This is a genomic window from Devosia sp. CN2-171, from assembly GCF_049354815.1.
Taxonomy (GTDB): Bacteria; Pseudomonadota; Alphaproteobacteria; order Rhizobiales; family Devosiaceae; genus Devosia_A.
The window spans coordinates 3,543,182-3,559,159 of the sequence record NZ_CP186479.1 but is presented as its reverse complement, the minus strand read 5'-3'; the positions used below and the strand labels follow the sequence as shown (position 1 = coordinate 3,559,159).

At 65.0% G+C, this 15,978-nt stretch carries 17 protein-coding genes; 10 read left to right on the top strand and 7 right to left on the bottom strand.

From position 1 onward, the window contains the following. Positions 1–98 precede the first annotated feature (98 nt). The 6 genes from ACOYW5_RS17710 to ACOYW5_RS17685 all read left to right on the top strand — a co-directional run bounded on the left by ACOYW5_RS17710 (position 99) and on the right by ACOYW5_RS17685 (position 5,626). Positions 99–767, top strand: coding sequence for a GntR family transcriptional regulator (locus tag ACOYW5_RS17710; protein ID WP_423066211.1), 669 nt, complete (start codon positions 99–101; stop codon positions 765–767). Positions 768–841: 74 nt separating this feature from the next. Continuing rightward, on the top strand, positions 842–2,095 hold the full coding sequence (locus ACOYW5_RS17705; protein ID WP_423066210.1) for an ABC transporter substrate-binding protein: 1,254 nt from the start codon (positions 842–844) through the stop codon (positions 2,093–2,095). Positions 2,096–2,365: 270 nt separating this feature from the next. Then, positions 2,366–3,310, top strand: a complete 945-nt coding sequence (locus tag ACOYW5_RS17700) for a carbohydrate ABC transporter permease (protein WP_423066209.1) — start codon at positions 2,366–2,368, stop codon at positions 3,308–3,310. After that, complete coding sequence (locus ACOYW5_RS17695; RefSeq protein WP_423066208.1) at positions 3,307–4,134, top strand: carbohydrate ABC transporter permease; 828 nt, start codon at positions 3,307–3,309, stop codon at positions 4,132–4,134. The genes ACOYW5_RS17700 and ACOYW5_RS17695 overlap by 4 nt, the downstream gene beginning before the upstream one ends. 2 nt (positions 4,135–4,136) lie before the next feature. Then, positions 4,137–5,228 (top strand): Gfo/Idh/MocA family protein, encoded by a 1,092-nt coding sequence (locus ACOYW5_RS17690; RefSeq protein ID WP_423066207.1) that lies wholly within the window; start codon positions 4,137–4,139, stop codon positions 5,226–5,228. A 17-nt stretch (positions 5,229–5,245) separates the two neighbouring features. Beyond that, positions 5,246–5,626, top strand: coding sequence for a cupin domain-containing protein (locus tag ACOYW5_RS17685; protein WP_423066206.1), 381 nt, complete (start codon positions 5,246–5,248; stop codon positions 5,624–5,626). A 33-nt stretch (positions 5,627–5,659) separates the two neighbouring features. Here the strand turns inward: ACOYW5_RS17685 and ACOYW5_RS17680 are convergent, their stop codons facing one another. The 6 genes from ACOYW5_RS17680 to ACOYW5_RS17655 form a co-directional block, all read right to left on the bottom strand. Next, positions 5,660–6,481, bottom strand: coding sequence for a GNAT family N-acetyltransferase (locus ACOYW5_RS17680; RefSeq protein ID WP_423066205.1), 822 nt, complete (start codon positions 6,479–6,481; stop codon positions 5,660–5,662). Between the two features lie 17 nt (positions 6,482–6,498). Next, positions 6,499–7,191, bottom strand: a complete 693-nt coding sequence (locus ACOYW5_RS17675; RefSeq protein ID WP_423066204.1) for an aspartate/glutamate racemase family protein — start codon at positions 7,189–7,191, stop codon at positions 6,499–6,501. After that, positions 7,192–8,013, bottom strand: coding sequence for an ABC transporter permease (locus ACOYW5_RS17670; protein WP_423066203.1), 822 nt, complete (start codon positions 8,011–8,013; stop codon positions 7,192–7,194). A gap of 1 nt (position 8,014) precedes the next feature. Continuing rightward, the gene (locus ACOYW5_RS17665) at positions 8,015–8,881 is read right to left on the bottom strand and encodes an ABC transporter permease (protein ID WP_423069491.1); all 867 of its coding nucleotides are present in this window, start codon (positions 8,879–8,881) and stop codon (positions 8,015–8,017) included. Between the two features lie 243 nt (positions 8,882–9,124). Continuing rightward, positions 9,125–10,420: an ABC transporter substrate-binding protein gene (locus ACOYW5_RS17660; protein ID WP_423066202.1), complete on the bottom strand. Its 1,296-nt coding sequence runs from the start codon at positions 10,418–10,420 to the stop codon at positions 9,125–9,127. Between the two features lie 27 nt (positions 10,421–10,447). Then, a complete protein-coding gene (locus ACOYW5_RS17655) occupies positions 10,448–11,533 on the bottom strand; it encodes an ABC transporter ATP-binding protein (protein WP_423066201.1) in 1,086 nt (361 codons plus the stop codon). A gap of 269 nt (positions 11,534–11,802) precedes the next feature. Here ACOYW5_RS17655 and ACOYW5_RS17650 point away from each other — a divergent pair, with 269 nt between their 5' ends. Then, complete coding sequence (locus ACOYW5_RS17650) at positions 11,803–12,531, top strand: GntR family transcriptional regulator (RefSeq protein ID WP_423066200.1); 729 nt, start codon at positions 11,803–11,805, stop codon at positions 12,529–12,531. Between the two features lie 73 nt (positions 12,532–12,604). On the opposite strand, the gene ACOYW5_RS17645 is transcribed toward ACOYW5_RS17650, so the two are convergent. Next, a complete protein-coding gene (locus ACOYW5_RS17645) occupies positions 12,605–13,525 on the bottom strand; it encodes a helix-turn-helix domain-containing protein (RefSeq protein ID WP_423066199.1) in 921 nt (306 codons plus the stop codon). A gap of 150 nt (positions 13,526–13,675) precedes the next feature. Between ACOYW5_RS17645 and ACOYW5_RS17640 the strand changes: the two genes are divergently transcribed. Genes ACOYW5_RS17640 through mauD form a run of 3 tightly spaced genes read left to right on the top strand, consistent with a single transcriptional unit; the run spans position 13,676 to position 15,973 of the window. After that, on the top strand, positions 13,676–14,824 hold the full coding sequence (locus ACOYW5_RS17640; protein ID WP_423066198.1) for an amine dehydrogenase large subunit: 1,149 nt from the start codon (positions 13,676–13,678) through the stop codon (positions 14,822–14,824). Continuing rightward, positions 14,821–15,351: a MauE/DoxX family redox-associated membrane protein gene (locus tag ACOYW5_RS17635; RefSeq protein WP_423066197.1), complete on the top strand. Its 531-nt coding sequence runs from the start codon at positions 14,821–14,823 to the stop codon at positions 15,349–15,351. Before ACOYW5_RS17640 ends, ACOYW5_RS17635 begins: the two co-directional genes overlap by 4 nt. Positions 15,352–15,376: 25 nt before the next feature. Then, the gene (gene mauD, locus ACOYW5_RS17630) at positions 15,377–15,973 is read left to right on the top strand and encodes a methylamine dehydrogenase accessory protein MauD (RefSeq protein ID WP_423066196.1); all 597 of its coding nucleotides are present in this window, start codon (positions 15,377–15,379) and stop codon (positions 15,971–15,973) included. Positions 15,974–15,978: the final 5 nt, after the last annotated feature.

The window sequence follows — 15,978 nt, the reverse complement described above, 5'->3', positions numbered from 1 at the left end:
CGTATGCAATAGGCATAGCGTGCATTTTCCATATTGTATATTCTTGCAATGATTGTATACAAATCCACATCGGACAACGAGGCCGCAACGGAACCGCAATGAACGAGATCCGCCACCTGACGCTGCGCGAACGCATCTACGAGGAGATCGTGCGGATGATCGTTTCGGGTGAGCTGCCGTCTGGTGCGCCACTCGACGAGAAGGCGCTGACCGAGAAGCTGCGGGTGAGCCGCACGCCGTTCCGCGAGGCGCTCGGCACGCTGAGCAAGGAAGGGCTGATCGAAATCAAGCCGTATCGTGGCTTCTTCGTGCGCAGCTTTTCGAGGAAAGAAACCGAGGACCTCTACGAGCTCCGCAAGACCCTCGAGTGCTTCGCAGTCGAACTCGCAGTGCCGCAGATGAGCGACCGGCACATCGCCAACTTCGAACGCATCCTCGACGAAGCCGTCGCGGCGCTGAAAACCGACGACATGGTGGCCTACGGCCTCGCCGACCGCGAGTTCCACGAGACCATTGCCGAGCTCTCCGGCAACGCCGCGCTGATCGAGACGCTGAGCCGGCTGGCGCTGCAGATCCAGATCGGCCGCACCATCGCCAATGAGAGCCACACCTTCGCCGAGGATGCGGCGCGCGAGCGCGACGACATCCTCGCCGCCTTCCGCAAGCGCGACATCCAGGCCGCGGTGGCGCTGATGCACGCCCACATCTCCGACGTCCAGCGCACCGTGTTGGCGCGCTTCGAAGACCCCAAACCGGCCAGACGCTAGGCCATACCTGCGGGACATGCCCCGCGCACAACGACGACGCCGGTCAACCGGCGCGCCCAATGAGGAGGACCACCATGTTGAGACGTACCCTATTGGCCTCGGCCGCCGCCCTCGCGGTCGCTGGATTGGCGAGCGGAGCCCAGGCTCAGAAGCTCGTCATGTGGGGCCCCGAACAGATCACCGAGCCGCTCGTCGCGGAGCTGTGGAACGGCCTCAAGGCCGAGTTCGAGGCCGCCAATCCCGGCGTCACCGTCGAGTTCATGCCGCCCACCGGCACGATTTCGAACGGCGCGGTGCAGGCCGCCATCCAGTCCAATGCCGGGCCCGACGTCATCCTCACCAATTCGGGCATCGCCCGGGTGACCACCGTGGTCGACGCCAAGCTCGTCTCCCCGCTCACCGCCGCCTATGGCGAGCGCGGCTGGGACAAACAGATCTATCCCTGGCTCTACGAAGAGCTGAAGCGGCAGCGCGGCGGCGAAATCTACGAAGTGCCGGATGGGCTCGATGCGTTGGCGGTCTGGTACCACAAGGACATGTTCGCCGAGAACGGCTGGACCATGCCCGCGACCTATGCCGAGTTCCTCGATCTGCTCGGAAAGATCAAGGACAAGGGGATCATGCCGATCGCCATCGGGCCACGGACGGCCGGCAGCGCCGGGCACCTGTTCGGCAACATGCTGCAGTCGGCGAGCGGCAGCGAGGCTGTCGGCAAGGCGGTTTCGGGCGAACTCAGCTGGACCGACCCGTCGATGGTCACCGGCGCGGTGCGGCTACGCGAGCTGGTCGACAAGGGCTACATCGACAAGGAAATGGCGGCGCTCGATCTCGATGGCGCGGCGCGGCTGTGGTTCAACAAGCGGGCGGCCCTGTTCGTCGCCGGCCCCTGGTTCACCGCTAACGCCCGCAAGGCCGAATACGACCTCGCCAATGCCGGTTATTCGCCGATGCCGTCTGACCTCGGGCCGGGCAAGCCGACCGGTGGCGTCGGCTGGAGCTGGCTGGTGCCGGCCAATTCCAACGAGCCGGAGCTGGCGATGAAGTGGATCGACTTCATCCTCTCGGACGCCGTGATGAAGAAGCGGGCCGAGAACCCAGCGAGCACCATGATCTACCCGCGGGCGCTCGATGGCGTGAACCCGCCGACCGCGATCCTCGGCGACATCTTTGCCGCCGCGGACAATGGCGTGGGCTACAATCCAAGCGTCTACCTGCCGGCCAGCGTCGTCGACAGCTACTTCCAGGTCATCCAGGGCATCATCAGCGCCCAGATCACCGGCGAGGATGCCATGGCGCAGATCGAGGCCAAGATGGCGGAAGCGCAGTAGGCTCGATCCCTCAACGGTCGCCTTCTCCCCTTGTGGGAGAAGGTGCCCGAAGGGCGGATGAGGGGTTATCCTCCCCTGCGGAGCGGGGGAGGGGGACCAGCGAAGCTGGTGGAGGGGGCGGCCACACTCACCTGCGCTTCCCGCCGCCCCCTCCACCGCCTTCGGCGGTCCCCCTCCCCCCGTAAACGGGAGAGGATCACCCCTCATCCGGCGCTTCGCGCCACCTTCTCCCACAAGGGGAGAAGGCTCCCGACTAAGAGTTCGTGCCTGATGGCGACCAGACTAACCACCGCAGACAGCCACGGCATCGCCCCGGTGAAGGTAGCGCGCCCCGCCCGCCGCACCCACCGCGAGGCCGTCGCCTCCGCGATCCCGCTCCTCCTGCCAGCCCTCGCGATCTACGCGCTGTTCAGCCTGCTGCCGATCCTCTTGACCTTCTGGCTGAGCTTCACCGACTCCCGCGGTCTCAACACCGAGGCCAACTTCGTCGGCCTCACCAACTATGGCCGGGCCGCCGCCGACCCCATCGTCTGGCAAAGCCTCGTCCACACCTTCCAATGGCTGCTCGGGCATCTGCTGATGGCCGGCGGGCTGGGCCTCGTCCTCGCGCTGCTGATCAGCCGGCTGAAGCTGACGCGTGTGTTCTTCCGCACCGCCTTCTTCCTCCCCCACCTCGTCTCGCTGGCCGTGGTCGGCGTCATCTGGGCCAATATCTACGACCCGTTCTATGGCCTGTTGAACACCGGCCTCGAGCAGATCGGGCTGGGCGCCCTCACCCAGGGCTGGTTGAGCGACCCGCTGCTCGTTCTCTTCTCGGTCAACGTCGCGAGCTCGTGGCAGGGGTTTGGGCTCTATATGCTGCTGTTCATCGCCGGCCTCCAGAACATCGATCACTCGCTCTACGAAGCAGCCGAGATCGACGGAGCGAACGGCTGGCAGCAGCTCTGGCACGTCACCCTGCCCGGCCTCGCCGAGGTGATGACCTTCGTGGTCTCGCTGGCCATGATCAACGGCCTCAAGGGCTTCGCCACGGTGTTCGTGATGACCGATGGCGGCCCGTTCTATCAGAGCGAGCTCATCACCACTTACATCCACAGGCTGGCCTTTTCGATGCAGGATCATGGACTTGCCGCGGTGCTCTGCGTGCTGCTGAGCGCGCTCGCCATCGGCATCACTGTGCTGTTCAACCGTTGGCGCGCGAGGTTCGCCAAATGAGCCACCGGAAGTCCGAATGGCCGGCGGCCCTCGCGCTGCTCCCTGTCCTCGCCCTCGTGCTCGGACCCTTCCTCTGGCTCCTCGCTTCGAGCCTCAAGAGCGAGGCCGAGATCGGCCAGGCCAACCCCTTCGCCCTGCCCAAAGAGGCGATGTGGCAGAACTACGTTGACGCCTGGCAGATCGGCGGCTTCGGCGACCTGCTCGCCAACAGCCTCCTCAACCTCGCTGGCGTTGTTGCCCTCACCCTCATCGCCTGCGCCCCCGCCGGCTATGTCTTCGCCAAGCTGAGATTCCCCGGCCGCGAGTGGGTGTTTTACCTCGTCATCATCGGGCTCACGATCCCGGTGCAGGCGATCGTCATCCCGCTCTACCAGGTGCTGTTCAACCTGGGGCTGATCAACTCGCTCGCCGGCATCACGCTGGCGCAGGTGAGCAACGGCATCCCCTTCGGCATCTTCTTGATGCGCAGCTTCTTTGCCGGTGTGCCCGACGAGCTGGTCGAAGCGGCGCGGATCGATGGCGCCAGCCACTTCCAGATCCTGCGCAAGGTCATGCTCCCACTAGCCGCCCCGGCGCTCCAAGCGCTGGTGATCATCTCGGCGCTGTCGACCTGGAACGATTTCTTCCTGCCGCTGGTGGTGCTGATCAGCTCCGAGGTACAGACCCTGCCGCTCGGGCTGGTGCGTTTCGCTTCCACCTACTCCACCGACTTCAGGCTGGTGTTCTCGGGCACGGTGATCACCTTCCTGCCGGTCATCATCCTGTACATCCTCACCCAGAGGCGCTTCACCGAAGGCCTCACGCAAGGCGCACTGAAAGGCTGACCATGCCGCACCACGTCCCGCGGGAGATCCGCTACAATTTCGAGTACGAGCGGCGGCTCAAGGCCTGCTTCATTGGCGCTGGCGGCCACGCCTATCGCAACGTCTACCCGACCTTCCGCTACGCGCCGGTCGATCTCGCGGCGATCTGCGACCTCTCGGAGGAGCGGGCCGAGGGCTTCGCCAAAGTGTTCGGGGCGGAGCGCACCTACACCGACCACCGGGCGATGCTCGCGGCCGAAAAGCCAGATGTGGTGTTCATCGTCACCAATTACACCGAGGACGGTCACGTGCGGGCGACCGCGCTGGCGCGTGATTGCGTCGAGACGGGCGCCCACGTGTGGATGGAAAAGCCGACGGCGGCGAGCCGGGCGGAAGTCAAGGAGCTGATCGCGGTATCAGCTCGCACCGGCAAGAACATCATGACCGGGCTGAAGAAGACCTTCTTCCCCGCCGTCGAAAAGCTCAAGGACATCGTCACGGCGCCCGAGTTCGGCCGGCTGACTTCGCTCACCGTGCGCTATCCGCAGGGCCTCCCTGCCCCCGACAAGCGCGGCGACCTCGTCGCCATGCAGCACTTCATCGACCACATCTACCACCCCGGCGCGATCCTCAATTTCCTCGGCGGCGAGATCGATCGGGCCAGCTTCGAGTGGGAGCCGGTGAACGGCGCCACCATCACCTCCATCCGCTTCAAGTCGGGCGCGGTCGGAGCGCTCCACATGACCGCGGGCCAGAGCTGGGCTGGACCGCTCGAGCGGATCGAAGCGATCGGCGAGGGCAGCCATGCGGTGGTCGAGAACGGGGTGAAGCTGACGCACTACCGCAAGGCCGCGCTTCCGAGCTACGGCCGCGCGTCGAGCTGGATCCAGCCCGATGAGAGCGCCACGGTCCTGTACGAGCCCGAGTTCTCGCTCGGCCAGCTCTACAACAACAACATGTTCACCCTCGGCTACGTGCCCGAGGTGCTGCATTTCTGCGAGGCGGTGCTGGAGGGGCGGCCCATCACCAAGGGCACGCTGCAGATCGCCCTCGAGATCATGAAGCTTTACGACTTTTACGCCGCGACGCCGCACGGCGTGTCGGCCGCCATTTGAGCGCGAGGAACCATTTGATGACGATCGAAACCTTCGTTTCCCGCGCCAACGACGGCGAGCGTGTCCAGACCGGCTGGGGCGAGCTCAACTGGAAGATCACCGACCAATCGATGGCCGGCACCGAAATGACCTTCGGCACCTGCTTCATCAAGCCGGGCGAACGCAACCCGCTCCACTCGCACCCCAATTGCGAGGAGTTCCTCTATGTCGTCTCCGGCTCCTGCGAGCACCGGCTGGGCGAGGACACCGTGATGCTCGGCGCCGGCGACATCATCCGCATCCCGCAGAACGTCCGCCACTGGGCCCGGGCCATTGGCAACGAGCCGGTGTTCGCGCTGATCATGTTCTCGACCGGCAAGCGCCAGGCCGTGGACCATGAGGGGGGTGGCGTGGCGTGAGGGGGAACGACCGGCTCTTACCCCCGGTCTGCCTCAACCGAGCTCCAGCGTGGTGATACCGAAGATCTCGTCGAGCGGCAGATCGGCTGCTGTGCCCTTGTACATGCGGGCGGTTTCGAAGGCCGGCTTGAGACCGAGGCGGCGGGCCATTTCGACGGCGGCGTGATTGGGCTCGGGGATGTCGATGAAGATCATGTCGGTGCCCGCCGGGGTCACCAGTGTCGCGAGCAAGGTCTCGGCGATCGCCGGAGTATCGGCAAAGAGCGGGCCGATTTTCCAGCCGTCGATGCAGCGGCGGATGGTGCCGTAGCCGCGGAGCGTGCCGTCCTCGAAATAGCCCTCGGTCTGGCGCGACGGCGACGGGGCGAGCCAGGCCTTGAGAAAGTCCGTGCGGTCGGCGGCGACGTGCCTGCAGTCGTAGGAGAGGACGGCGTCGAGGTCGTCGCCGTCGATCGGCCGGACGAAGGAGCGGGTGGTGACCAGGCCGCGAAGCGATCCGCCCCATCGCGCACTCTTGTGGGTGAAGGCGAAACCGGATTTGCGGTAGTTGTCCTGCTGGGCCACGACGCCGTCGAGACCGATGGTGCGGCCTGCGGCGCTGGCGATGCCGGCGTCCCAGATGGCCTTGCCATAGCCCTTCCCGCGATGCGCCGGATGGACGATGTAGAGGCCGAGGAAGGCGAAGTCCGACCCGTACTTAACCACCGAGATGCAGCCGACGCGCACCGTGCCGAGCCACCCCATCAGGAAGCCGCCGGGGTCCTGCGCGTAAAAGACCCCGGCATCGTCGAGGCCGGGGTTCCAGCCTTCGGCGCGGGCCCAGCCGAGCGCCACGTCGAGATCGGCGCGAGTCATCGGTTTGATGCTGAGGTTCATGCGGCCAGCGTACGCGCGAACGGTCCCGATTGCGATGTGCCCAGCTTGAGCGCCACCAGCCCTTCGGCGAGTTTGACTGCGGCCGCCACTCCGTCGATGACCGGCACATGGTGACGGGCGGCGAGGTCCGCGGCGAGGTCCGCCATGCCGGCGCAACCGAGGACGATGGCGTCGGAGCCGTCATGCAGCAGCGCGCTGGCGATCTCGTCGGAAATGGTCTCGCGGGCAGTGGATCCGGGGCGCTCGAGCTCGAGCACCGGGACGTTCGAGGCCCGCACCTTGCCGCAGCGGGCACTGAGCCCGTAGCGCATGATGTTTTCCTGGATGACCGGGATCGAGACCGAGAGCGTGGTGACGACGGAGAAGCGCTCGGCGATCAGCATGGCGTAGTGGTAAGCCGCTTCACCTATACCGATCACCGGCACGCCGGTCCGCCGCCGGGCCTCGTAGAGCCCTGTATCGTCGAAGCAGGCGATGACGATGGCATCGAAGTCCTTGGCCTTGTCGATCTCGGCGAAGAGACCGGGTAGAGCGGCCTCGCCGTCCTCCACGCCCTGGATGGAGGCGGGCCCGGTGGCCGGGTTGCGCGCCACGATCTCGGTGCCATCGGCCGCAACGTCACGGGCGGCCGTGCCGATCTTTTCAGTCATCGAGGCGGTGGTGTTGGGGTTGATGAGCAATAGCCGCATCTATGCGCGTGCCCGCTTTCGCCGAATGAGAAGAATGATCCCGAGGGTGAGAAGGATCACTGCGAACGAGAACAGCGTCGTCACCGTGCCCAGCGCATAGAGCACCGGTGTCGTGACGTTGGTGGTCATGCCGTAGATCTCGAGCGGCAGGGTGTTGAAGCTGCCCGAGGTCATCAGCGTGCGGGCGAACTCGTCGTACGAGAGGGAAAAGCCGAAGAGGCCGACGCCGATCAGGCTGGGCGCGATCATCGGCAGCAGCACGTGCCGGAAGGTCTGCCATGGCGAGGCACCGAGGTCGCGCGCCGCCTCCTCGTAGGACGGCGAGAAGCGGTTGAAGACGGCGAACATGATCAGCACGCCGAAGGGCAGCGTCCAGGTGAGATGGGCGCCGAAGCCCGAGGTCCACCACGAGGGACGGAAGCCGATCTGCTGGAACAGCACACCGATGCCGAGGCTGACGATGATCGACGGCACTACGAGGCTGGCGATGGTCAGGTAGAAGAGCGGCGTGCCGCCGATGAATTTGCGACGAAACGCGAGGCCGGCGAGCAGCGCGACGAGGACGGTGGAGACCATCACCATCAGCCCGAGCAGCAGCGAGCGGGTGAAGCTGGCGCCGAAATCGCCCACGGCCTGCTTCTGGAACAGGTTGCCGAACCAGTGCACCGAAACGCCGTTGAGCGGGAAGGTAAGGCCGCCACTGGGACCCTGGAACGACAGGATGAAGATCGCCGACATCGGGCCGTAGAGGAACAGCACGAAGAGCACGAAAAACGCGGCAAGGACGTAGAAGCTGAGCGGGCGCTTGTCACGGTGCTTCATCTCAGAGCTCCTTGCGGATATCGACGATGCGGAGGATGCCGCCGACCAGCAGCAGCACCAGCACCAGCAGCACGACGGCATTGGCCGCGGCGGCGGGATACTGCAGCAGCGACATCTGGTTCTTCATCATCAGCGCCACCGAGGCGCTCTGTCCGCCGCTCATCACCTGCACCGTCGAAAAGTCCGCCATTACGAGGGTTACGACGAAGATGGTGCCGATCGCCATGCCGGGCTTCGCCAGCGGCAGGATGACGTTCCACATGATCTGCCATGCGCTGGCGCCGGCGTCGCGCGCCGCCTCGACCAGCGAGCGATCGATGCGCATTAGCGTGTTGAAGATCGGGGTGACCATGAACAGCGTGAAGAGGTGCACCATGGCGAGCACCACGGCGAAATCGGAATAGAGCAGCCATTCGATCGGCTGGGAGATGACACCCATCTCGACCAGCGTGGAGTTGACCAGTCCATTGCGGCCGAGCACCGGGATCCACGAGATCATGCGGATGATGTTGGAGGTGAGGAACGGCACGGTGCAGACGAGGAACAGCACCATCTGCATAGTCGCCGACTTGACATGGAACGCGAGGAAATAGGCGACCCAGAAGCCGATAAACAGCGTCAGCACCCAGACGATGGCCGCGAACTTCAGGGTGTTCAGGTAGGTCTTCCAGGTGACCCACGAGCCGAGCGTATCGACATAGTTGGTCAGCACGAAGTCGGGATACATCCGAGCGAAATCGTAGTCCCAGAAGCTGACGGCAACGAGGAGGAGGATGGGCAGAAGCAGGAAGAAGCCGAGGATCAGCCAGAGCGGGATCGACTGGATGTAAGAGGCGAGCCGGCCGATTGAGAGCGGCCGGCGGCGCACTGGCTTGTTTTCGGCGGCGATGGCTGCGTGTTCGGCTAGGGCCAAAACTCTCTCCCGGATAGGTCGGTTAGGCTCGCTGAAATGCTTCAGTCGGGTCTCCCTCCCCCTTGTGGGGAGGGATCAAGGGTGGGGGTGGCCCACGCTCGGAGCGTGTGAGTTACCCCCACCCTAGCTTCGCTACGGACCGTGCCCTAGCTGCGCTACCCTCCCCACAAGGGGGAGGGAGATCACTGCGGACGCCGGTTACGCCGCGATGAACTCGTTCCAGCGGGTGACCATGTAGCGGTCTTCGTCCATGACCGAGTTCCAGCAGGCGACGTGGCCCATGCGCTCGAGGAAGGAGCCGCCGTCGCGCACGGCGCCGGCCTTTTCCATCACCACGCCATCGGGCGAGAGGATATCGCCCTGAGCCGGCTTGCCCTCGATCCAGAAGCCCCACTCGTCTTCCGACATGTACTCCTTGGCGGTGTCCATGGCCGCCGAGTAGTAGCCCTGGCGGTTGAGGTAGCCGCCGACCCAACCCGAGGTGTACCAGTTGATGTACTCGTAGGCCGCGTCGAGCTGTGCACCCGAGAGATGCGCGGCAAGACCGAGACCACCGCCCCACGAGCGGTAGCCTTCCTTGAGCGGCTGGTACTTGCAGGCGATGCCCTTGGAGCGCACGGCGGCAACGGCCGGCGACCACATGGACTGGATCACCACTTCGCCCGAGGCCATCAGGTTGACGCTCTCGTCGAAGCTCTTCCAGAAGGCGCGGAACTGGCCATCCTGCTTGGCCTTGATCAGGAAGTCGATGGTCGTGTCGATCTCCGCCTTGGTCATGTTGCCCTTGTCGGCATACTTGATGATCCCCATCGCCTCGCAGATCATTGCGGCGTCCATGATGCCGATCGACGGGATGTTGAGGATCGAGGTCTTGCCCTTGAACGCCGGGTCCATGATGTCGGCCCAGGTCGTGATCTCGCGGCCGACGAGGTCGGGGCGGATGCCCAGCGTGTCGGCGTTGTAGATGGTCGGGACCATGGTGAAGTAGCCGGTTTCGGCGGCGGCGAAGGTGGTGTCGCCGGGCTTTTCGACATAGCCGACGGTGTGCGGCGCGGTGCCCTGGGCGATGACGCTGTCGGGCGTCAGCTTGCCGGTTTTGAACAGCGGCACGATCTTGTCGTAGTACTTGAGCTTGGCCGTTTCCATCGGCTGGATCACGCCGGTCGGATAGACCTTCTTCAGGATCCAGTACTCGATATCGGCGATGTCGTAGCTGTCGGGCTGGGTGACGGCGCGCTGCGCCGCGGCGTCGGAATCGGTCGCCGTCATCTCGAGCGTGATGCCGAGATCGGCTTTGCACTTTTCGGCGATGGCGTTGAGGTTTGAGACGCCCGTGCCGAACTGGCGCAGCGTGATCGGATTCTGCGCCCAGACGGTGGGGAAACCACCGAGGGCCCCGGCACCCGCGGCAGCGCCGGCCAGCGCCGCGGCTCCCTTGAGCATGCTGCGACGGGAAATCATGGCCGCCTTGGCCGTCTTGCTGGATTCACTCATAGCCTAGTACCCCTGTTGCTGATGGCTTTACGAATTGGGGCGGCCGAGGATGATCGCATCCTCCGCATCCCAATGGAGTGGCACCGCCTCGCCGACTGCGACCGGCTTCGAAAAGAAGCTCTTGTCGTCGACAATTGCGGTGAAGTCCTCGATCCCGGCCCCGTCGACCGAGAGCTTCACCGAGGCGCCGCGATATTCGATGTTCGAGACGATGCCGGTAAAGCCGAGCCCTTCGACGGTCGGCGGCCCGAGCCGCACGTGGTCGGTGCGGATGCCCGCATCGACCGGCGCACCGGGCTCGAGCGGCGCGCCCGACGCGGCAAAACTGATGCCGCCGGGAACCTGGAAGGTGACGACGCCGCCGGCCGCCGACCGGGCGCTGCCGGTGACGACGTTGTGGTCGCCCATGAAGCGGGCGACGAAAGCCGTGGCGGGCCGCTCGAACACCTCGCGCGGTGTCGCCGCCTGCTCGATCCGGCCGTTGTTCATCACCACGATCAGGTCGGCGAGCGCCATCGCCTCTTCCTGGCTGTGGGTGACGTGGACGAAGGTGATGCCGAGCCGCGTCTGCAGCTTCTTGAGTTCGGCACGCATACGGATTTTGAGGAACGGGTCGAGCGCCGAGAGTGGCTCGTCGAGCAGCAGCGCCTCGGGATCGGTGATGAGCGCGCGGGCAAGCGCGACACGCTGTTGCTGGCCGCCGGAGAGCTGGGCGGGCCGCCGCGCGGCGTAGCCTTCCATCTGCATCAGCTTGAGCATTTCGAGCGCTCTCGCCTGACGCGGCGCCTTGTCGACGCCCTTCATCTTGAGGCTGAAGGCGACGTTGTCGATCAGGTCGAGATGCGGGAACAGGGCGTAGGACTGGAACATCATCGCCGTGCCGCGCTTGGCCGGCGGCAGGTCGGTGACGTTGGTAGACGAGAGGATGATGTCGCCGTCACTCGCGTCCTCATGCCCCGCGACCATGCGGAGGGTCGAGGTCTTGCCGCAGCCCGACGGCCCGAGCAGGCAGCAATAGGTGCCGGCGGGTACCTTCAGATCGATCGCATCAACCGCAAGCGCATCGCCGTAGCGCTTGGTCAGCTTCACAACTTCCAGGTCGCCCTGCGCCATGCACCGCCCCGTTGGCCACCTCTTGGCCGTCGGTTAACGAACTGCAAGACCCGTGCCAGCGGCCAACGCGCTATCGCTTTCGTCGTATGTCCTTGAATTCTCGAATAAGTTCCAGAATCGAACGATCGCGTGCTGGCGCTGCATGATTCATACACAATGCCTAATGCCTAGGCAGTTGAACGCAATATGGGCAGGTTTTGTATACGAAATACCCGTGGCAGTGTGTTCAGTTCTGCGCTAGATTCGAGTTGGATATCAGGGGTTCGGGCATGTTGGCAGGCGACGAGATCGATGAACCGGAGGGTCGCCCCGCGGTGCGACGTTCCGGCGTCTATCTCGGGCTGCGCAACGCCATCCTCGGCCATGGCATCGACCCGGGCACGAAGCTGCCCGAGGACGAGCTGGGTGCGATCTATTCAGTGAGCCGGACCGTGGTGCGGGCGGCCTTGCAGGCGCTGGCGCACGACCGGCTGGTGCGGCTGGAGCCCAATCGGGGCGCCTTCGTCGCCAAGCCGACGCGGATGGAAGCCCGCGAAGTGTTCGAGGCACGGGCGCTGGTCGAGCCCAAGGTCGCGGCGCTGGCGGCAGGCAGCGCGACGCATGCCGATGTGGAGCGGCTGCACCGGCACCTCGACGACGAACACAAGGCAGTGCACGCCGGCAGGGACGGCGAGGCGGTGATGCTGTCGGCGCAGTTCCACGTCGCCATCGCCGAGATCGCCGGCCAGTCGATCTTCACCGAAATGGTGCGAGATCTCTGCTCGCGCTCGTCGCTGATCATCTCGCTCTACTGGCGGCGGCGCGATACGATTTGCGAGAGCCACGCCCACCATGCCCTGGTCGAAGCCATCGCAAAGCGCAGCGCGCTGGATGCGTCGGAACTGATGACCAGCCACCTGGTCGACCTGCTCTCCGGCCTCGACCTCTCCGAGCGCGAAACCTCTGGCAGGAAGCTATCCGATATCCTGGCGGCGCGGCCGTCGGCCGGAGGCTCTTGACCTGGTGGTAACGGCAGCCTCGGAGTAGGATGCAGCGGTACGGTGACCGATGTCGCCGCTCGGCGCAGGCTACTCAAGTGCGCGCGCGCAGCGCGTCAGATGGCGTGTGGCCGAAGCGCTGGGCATAGTAGGCCGAGAAACGCCCCAGGTGCCAAAAGCCCCATTTCATTGCGATCTCGGAGACGCTGCCGTTACCTCCGGAACGGGTGAGATCACGGCGTGCGCCATCCAGCCGATGCTGGCGTAGCCAGGTACCCGGAGTGACACCTGTCGTTTCCGTGAAGGCCTCGTGCAGGCTTGCCGTGGGAACGCCGAGCTCGAGCGCAAGATCGGCGATCGAAAGCGGCGCGCGATCCTGATCCTCCAGCAGCCGCACCGCCTGCCGGTAGAGTGCATACGCGGCTCGAGGCCGCAACGCGGTGTCGCGGCTGAGCGGAAAATGCTGAAGCATGGCGCGCATGCGGTCGAGGACGAGGCCGGGCAGCAAGGCGTCAAGCTCCGGCGGGGCATCGTTCATGCCGTAGATCGCCAGCATCGAGGCCAGCCACTGCTTCGTGGCTTCGGTTTGGGCGGACCCGATGGCGTTGCGTGCCGGCGGGATGTCCTCGGCCGCGATGCCAAGCAGCCGCGCGTCGACGACAACGATCAGCACATCGCTGTTATCGGGGGCCACGGCGGTAACTTCCGTGCCGCCGCGATAGAGCGAGATGACATCGGTGCCCCGCCGCACGGCGTTGACGCGCCACTCGGCCGAACACGACAGGGACGAAACCAAAACGACTGTGCCCGCCGGATTCGCGATCTCCTGCGCCACGGCCAGATTCACCCGCTCCCGGGTGATGCTGATCCCAGGCAGGTTCAGCGTCTGAACCTCGCCGGCGAAGAGACCGGGACGCAATTGGCTGTAGCGTTGCTGCCAACCCCGAAGCGCCGTCTCCTGGGCAGAGGCGTCGGAAAAGCACTCTCGGGTGAGATGATAGGAACTGGTACGCATGATGTGGTCCGCGTCCGAAAGCTAGCATGGCGCACCAATTAGGCAAGCGCGAATGGCGCCTACTTTTTAGGCGACTTTTCCACCCAGACTGGATATCCAGCGTCCAGCCTGCCTCGCTAGCCTCTCCGTCGAAACGCGATGGAGACCCGCATGGCCCGTTCCCTCACCCTTTCCGTCTGCCTTGCCTGCGCCCTTGCCGCGGCAACGCCGACCCTGGCCCAGGAGGCCGAGTTCAAGCCAGAGAGCGTCAGCGTCAAGGCGGCGATCGACCCCGGGCCGAACGTTTTCGTCAACAAGCAGGAATGGGGCGGCGCGGGCTCGATCAACGTCTTTTCGGCCACCGACCTGACCTACAAGGGCAACATGAGCGCCGGCTCGATGGGCCAGGTGCTGATCTCGCCCGATGGCAAGACGGCCTACAGCCAGTCGAGCTATCTCAAGCGCATCATGTATGGCGAGCACGAGCAGGTCCTGCAGGTGTTCGACGTCGCGACGCTGACGCCGACCAAGGAAGTGATCCTGCCCAACAAGGCGGCCATGGTCGCGGCCTATACACCGCTGCTGACGCAAAGCGCCGACGGCAAGTTCGTCTATGTGCAGAACGCCACGCCGGCGACCTCCGTCACGGTCGTGGATATCGCCGCAGGCACGGTGGTGCAGGAACTGCCGACACCGGGTTGCTGGGGCATCTACCCGTCCCTCGATGGCTACTCGTTCTCCGCCATCTGCGGCGACGGCACCTTCGCCAGCTACGCGTTGGGCGAAGACGGCAAGGGCACGACCAAGACCAGCAGCGAAAAGGTCTTCGACGTCGATGCCGACGCGCTATTCGTCTCGGCTGAACGGATCGAGGGCAAGCTCGCCTTCATGAGCTTCAAGGGCAACCTCTACCTGCTCGACGATGCGACCGGCACGATCACGCTCAGCGACAAGATCGCTGTGACCGAGGGTCAGGAGGGCTGGGCGCCCGGTGGCTACAACCTCTTCGACTACAACGACCCCAACGGCGTCATCTTCCTCACCATGCACGACGAGGCCAAGGAAGGTACGCACAAGAATGCGTCCAAGGAAATCTGGGCCTACGACGTCAAGAACAAGAAGCTGCTCTACCGTTCGCCCGTCGAGCACGTCATCTCGGTCACCGTCAGCGATGACCCGGTGCCGGTGGTCTATGGGCTCAACGAAGACGACGGCAAGGTCATCCGCTTCGAGTCCGACCCGGAAGCCAAGTTCGTCCTGAAGCAGACGGCGGAACACGAGGACACCGGCTTCGCCACGGTCGTGGCGGTGCGCAATTGAGCGCCGAGTGGACGAGCCTCGTCGCAGCGAGTGCGACGGCGTTCACGACGCTGGTCTTCGCCCGTGCGGCGCTCCACAAGCTCGGTGATTTCACCACGTTTACCGGCTTCGTCGCCGACTACCAGGTCGTCTCGGAGCGGCAGGTGGCACCAGTCTCGATGGCACTCGCCGCCGCCGAGGTCGTGGTGGTCGCGGCGGCCTTCCTGCCGGGGCTGCAGCCCCTGGGCATGGTCGTCGCGATCGGGCTCTACCTGCTCTATGCCGCAGTCATCGGGCTCAACGTTGCCCGTGGCCGGGACCGGGTCGAGTGCGGCTGCGGCGGTGCGCCCCAGCCGCTGAGCTGGACCCTCGTCACGCGCAATCTCGTGCTGGCCGCCATCGCGGCCATCGGCCTTGCCGGTCCGATCTCGGCGCTCGGCGTGGCCGAGGCGCTGACCGCGATCGTCTCCGGCTTAACGCTTTTCGTTGGCTACCAGCTCGTCGAGCAGATCATGGCCAATTTCGCCCAGATGCGCCTCAAGCGCTGACCCGGGCCGGACAGGAGTATCTCAAATGGACGTCCTTACCTTCGCGGTGATCGTGCTCTGGGTGGTGGTGATCGCCCTGATCGTTGCGCTGTTTGCCATGGCCCGTCAGATCGGCGTGCTCTACGAGCGAGTGTCCCCGATGGGGGCGCTGGTCAACGAATCCGGTCCGCGCATCGGCGACATGACCCCTCTGTTCAGCCTGAAGAGCCTCAATGGCGGCGAGGTGGCGATCGGCCCCCGCCCCGAGCGCTCGACGCTGATGTTCTTCCTCTCGCCCACCTGTCCGGTTTGCAAGAAGCTGCTGCCCATCCTCAAGTCGGTCCGGCAGGCCGAGGGTAAGTGGCTCGATGTCGTCCTGGCCAGCGACGGCGATGTAGCCAAGCACCAGCGCTTTGTCGAGACGGCCGATCTCAAGGCCTTCCCCTATGTCGTGTCGACCGAACTCGGCCTCGCCTATCGCGTCGCCCGCCTGCCCTTCGCGGTGCTTCTCGACAGCAAGGGCACGATCAAGGCCAAGGGCCTCGTCAATAATCGCGAGCAGCTGGAGAGCCTGTTCAACGCCCATGAGATGGGGATCGGCTCCATCCAGGGCTTCCTCGAGACCCAGCCGGCGCAAGGCTGACCCCC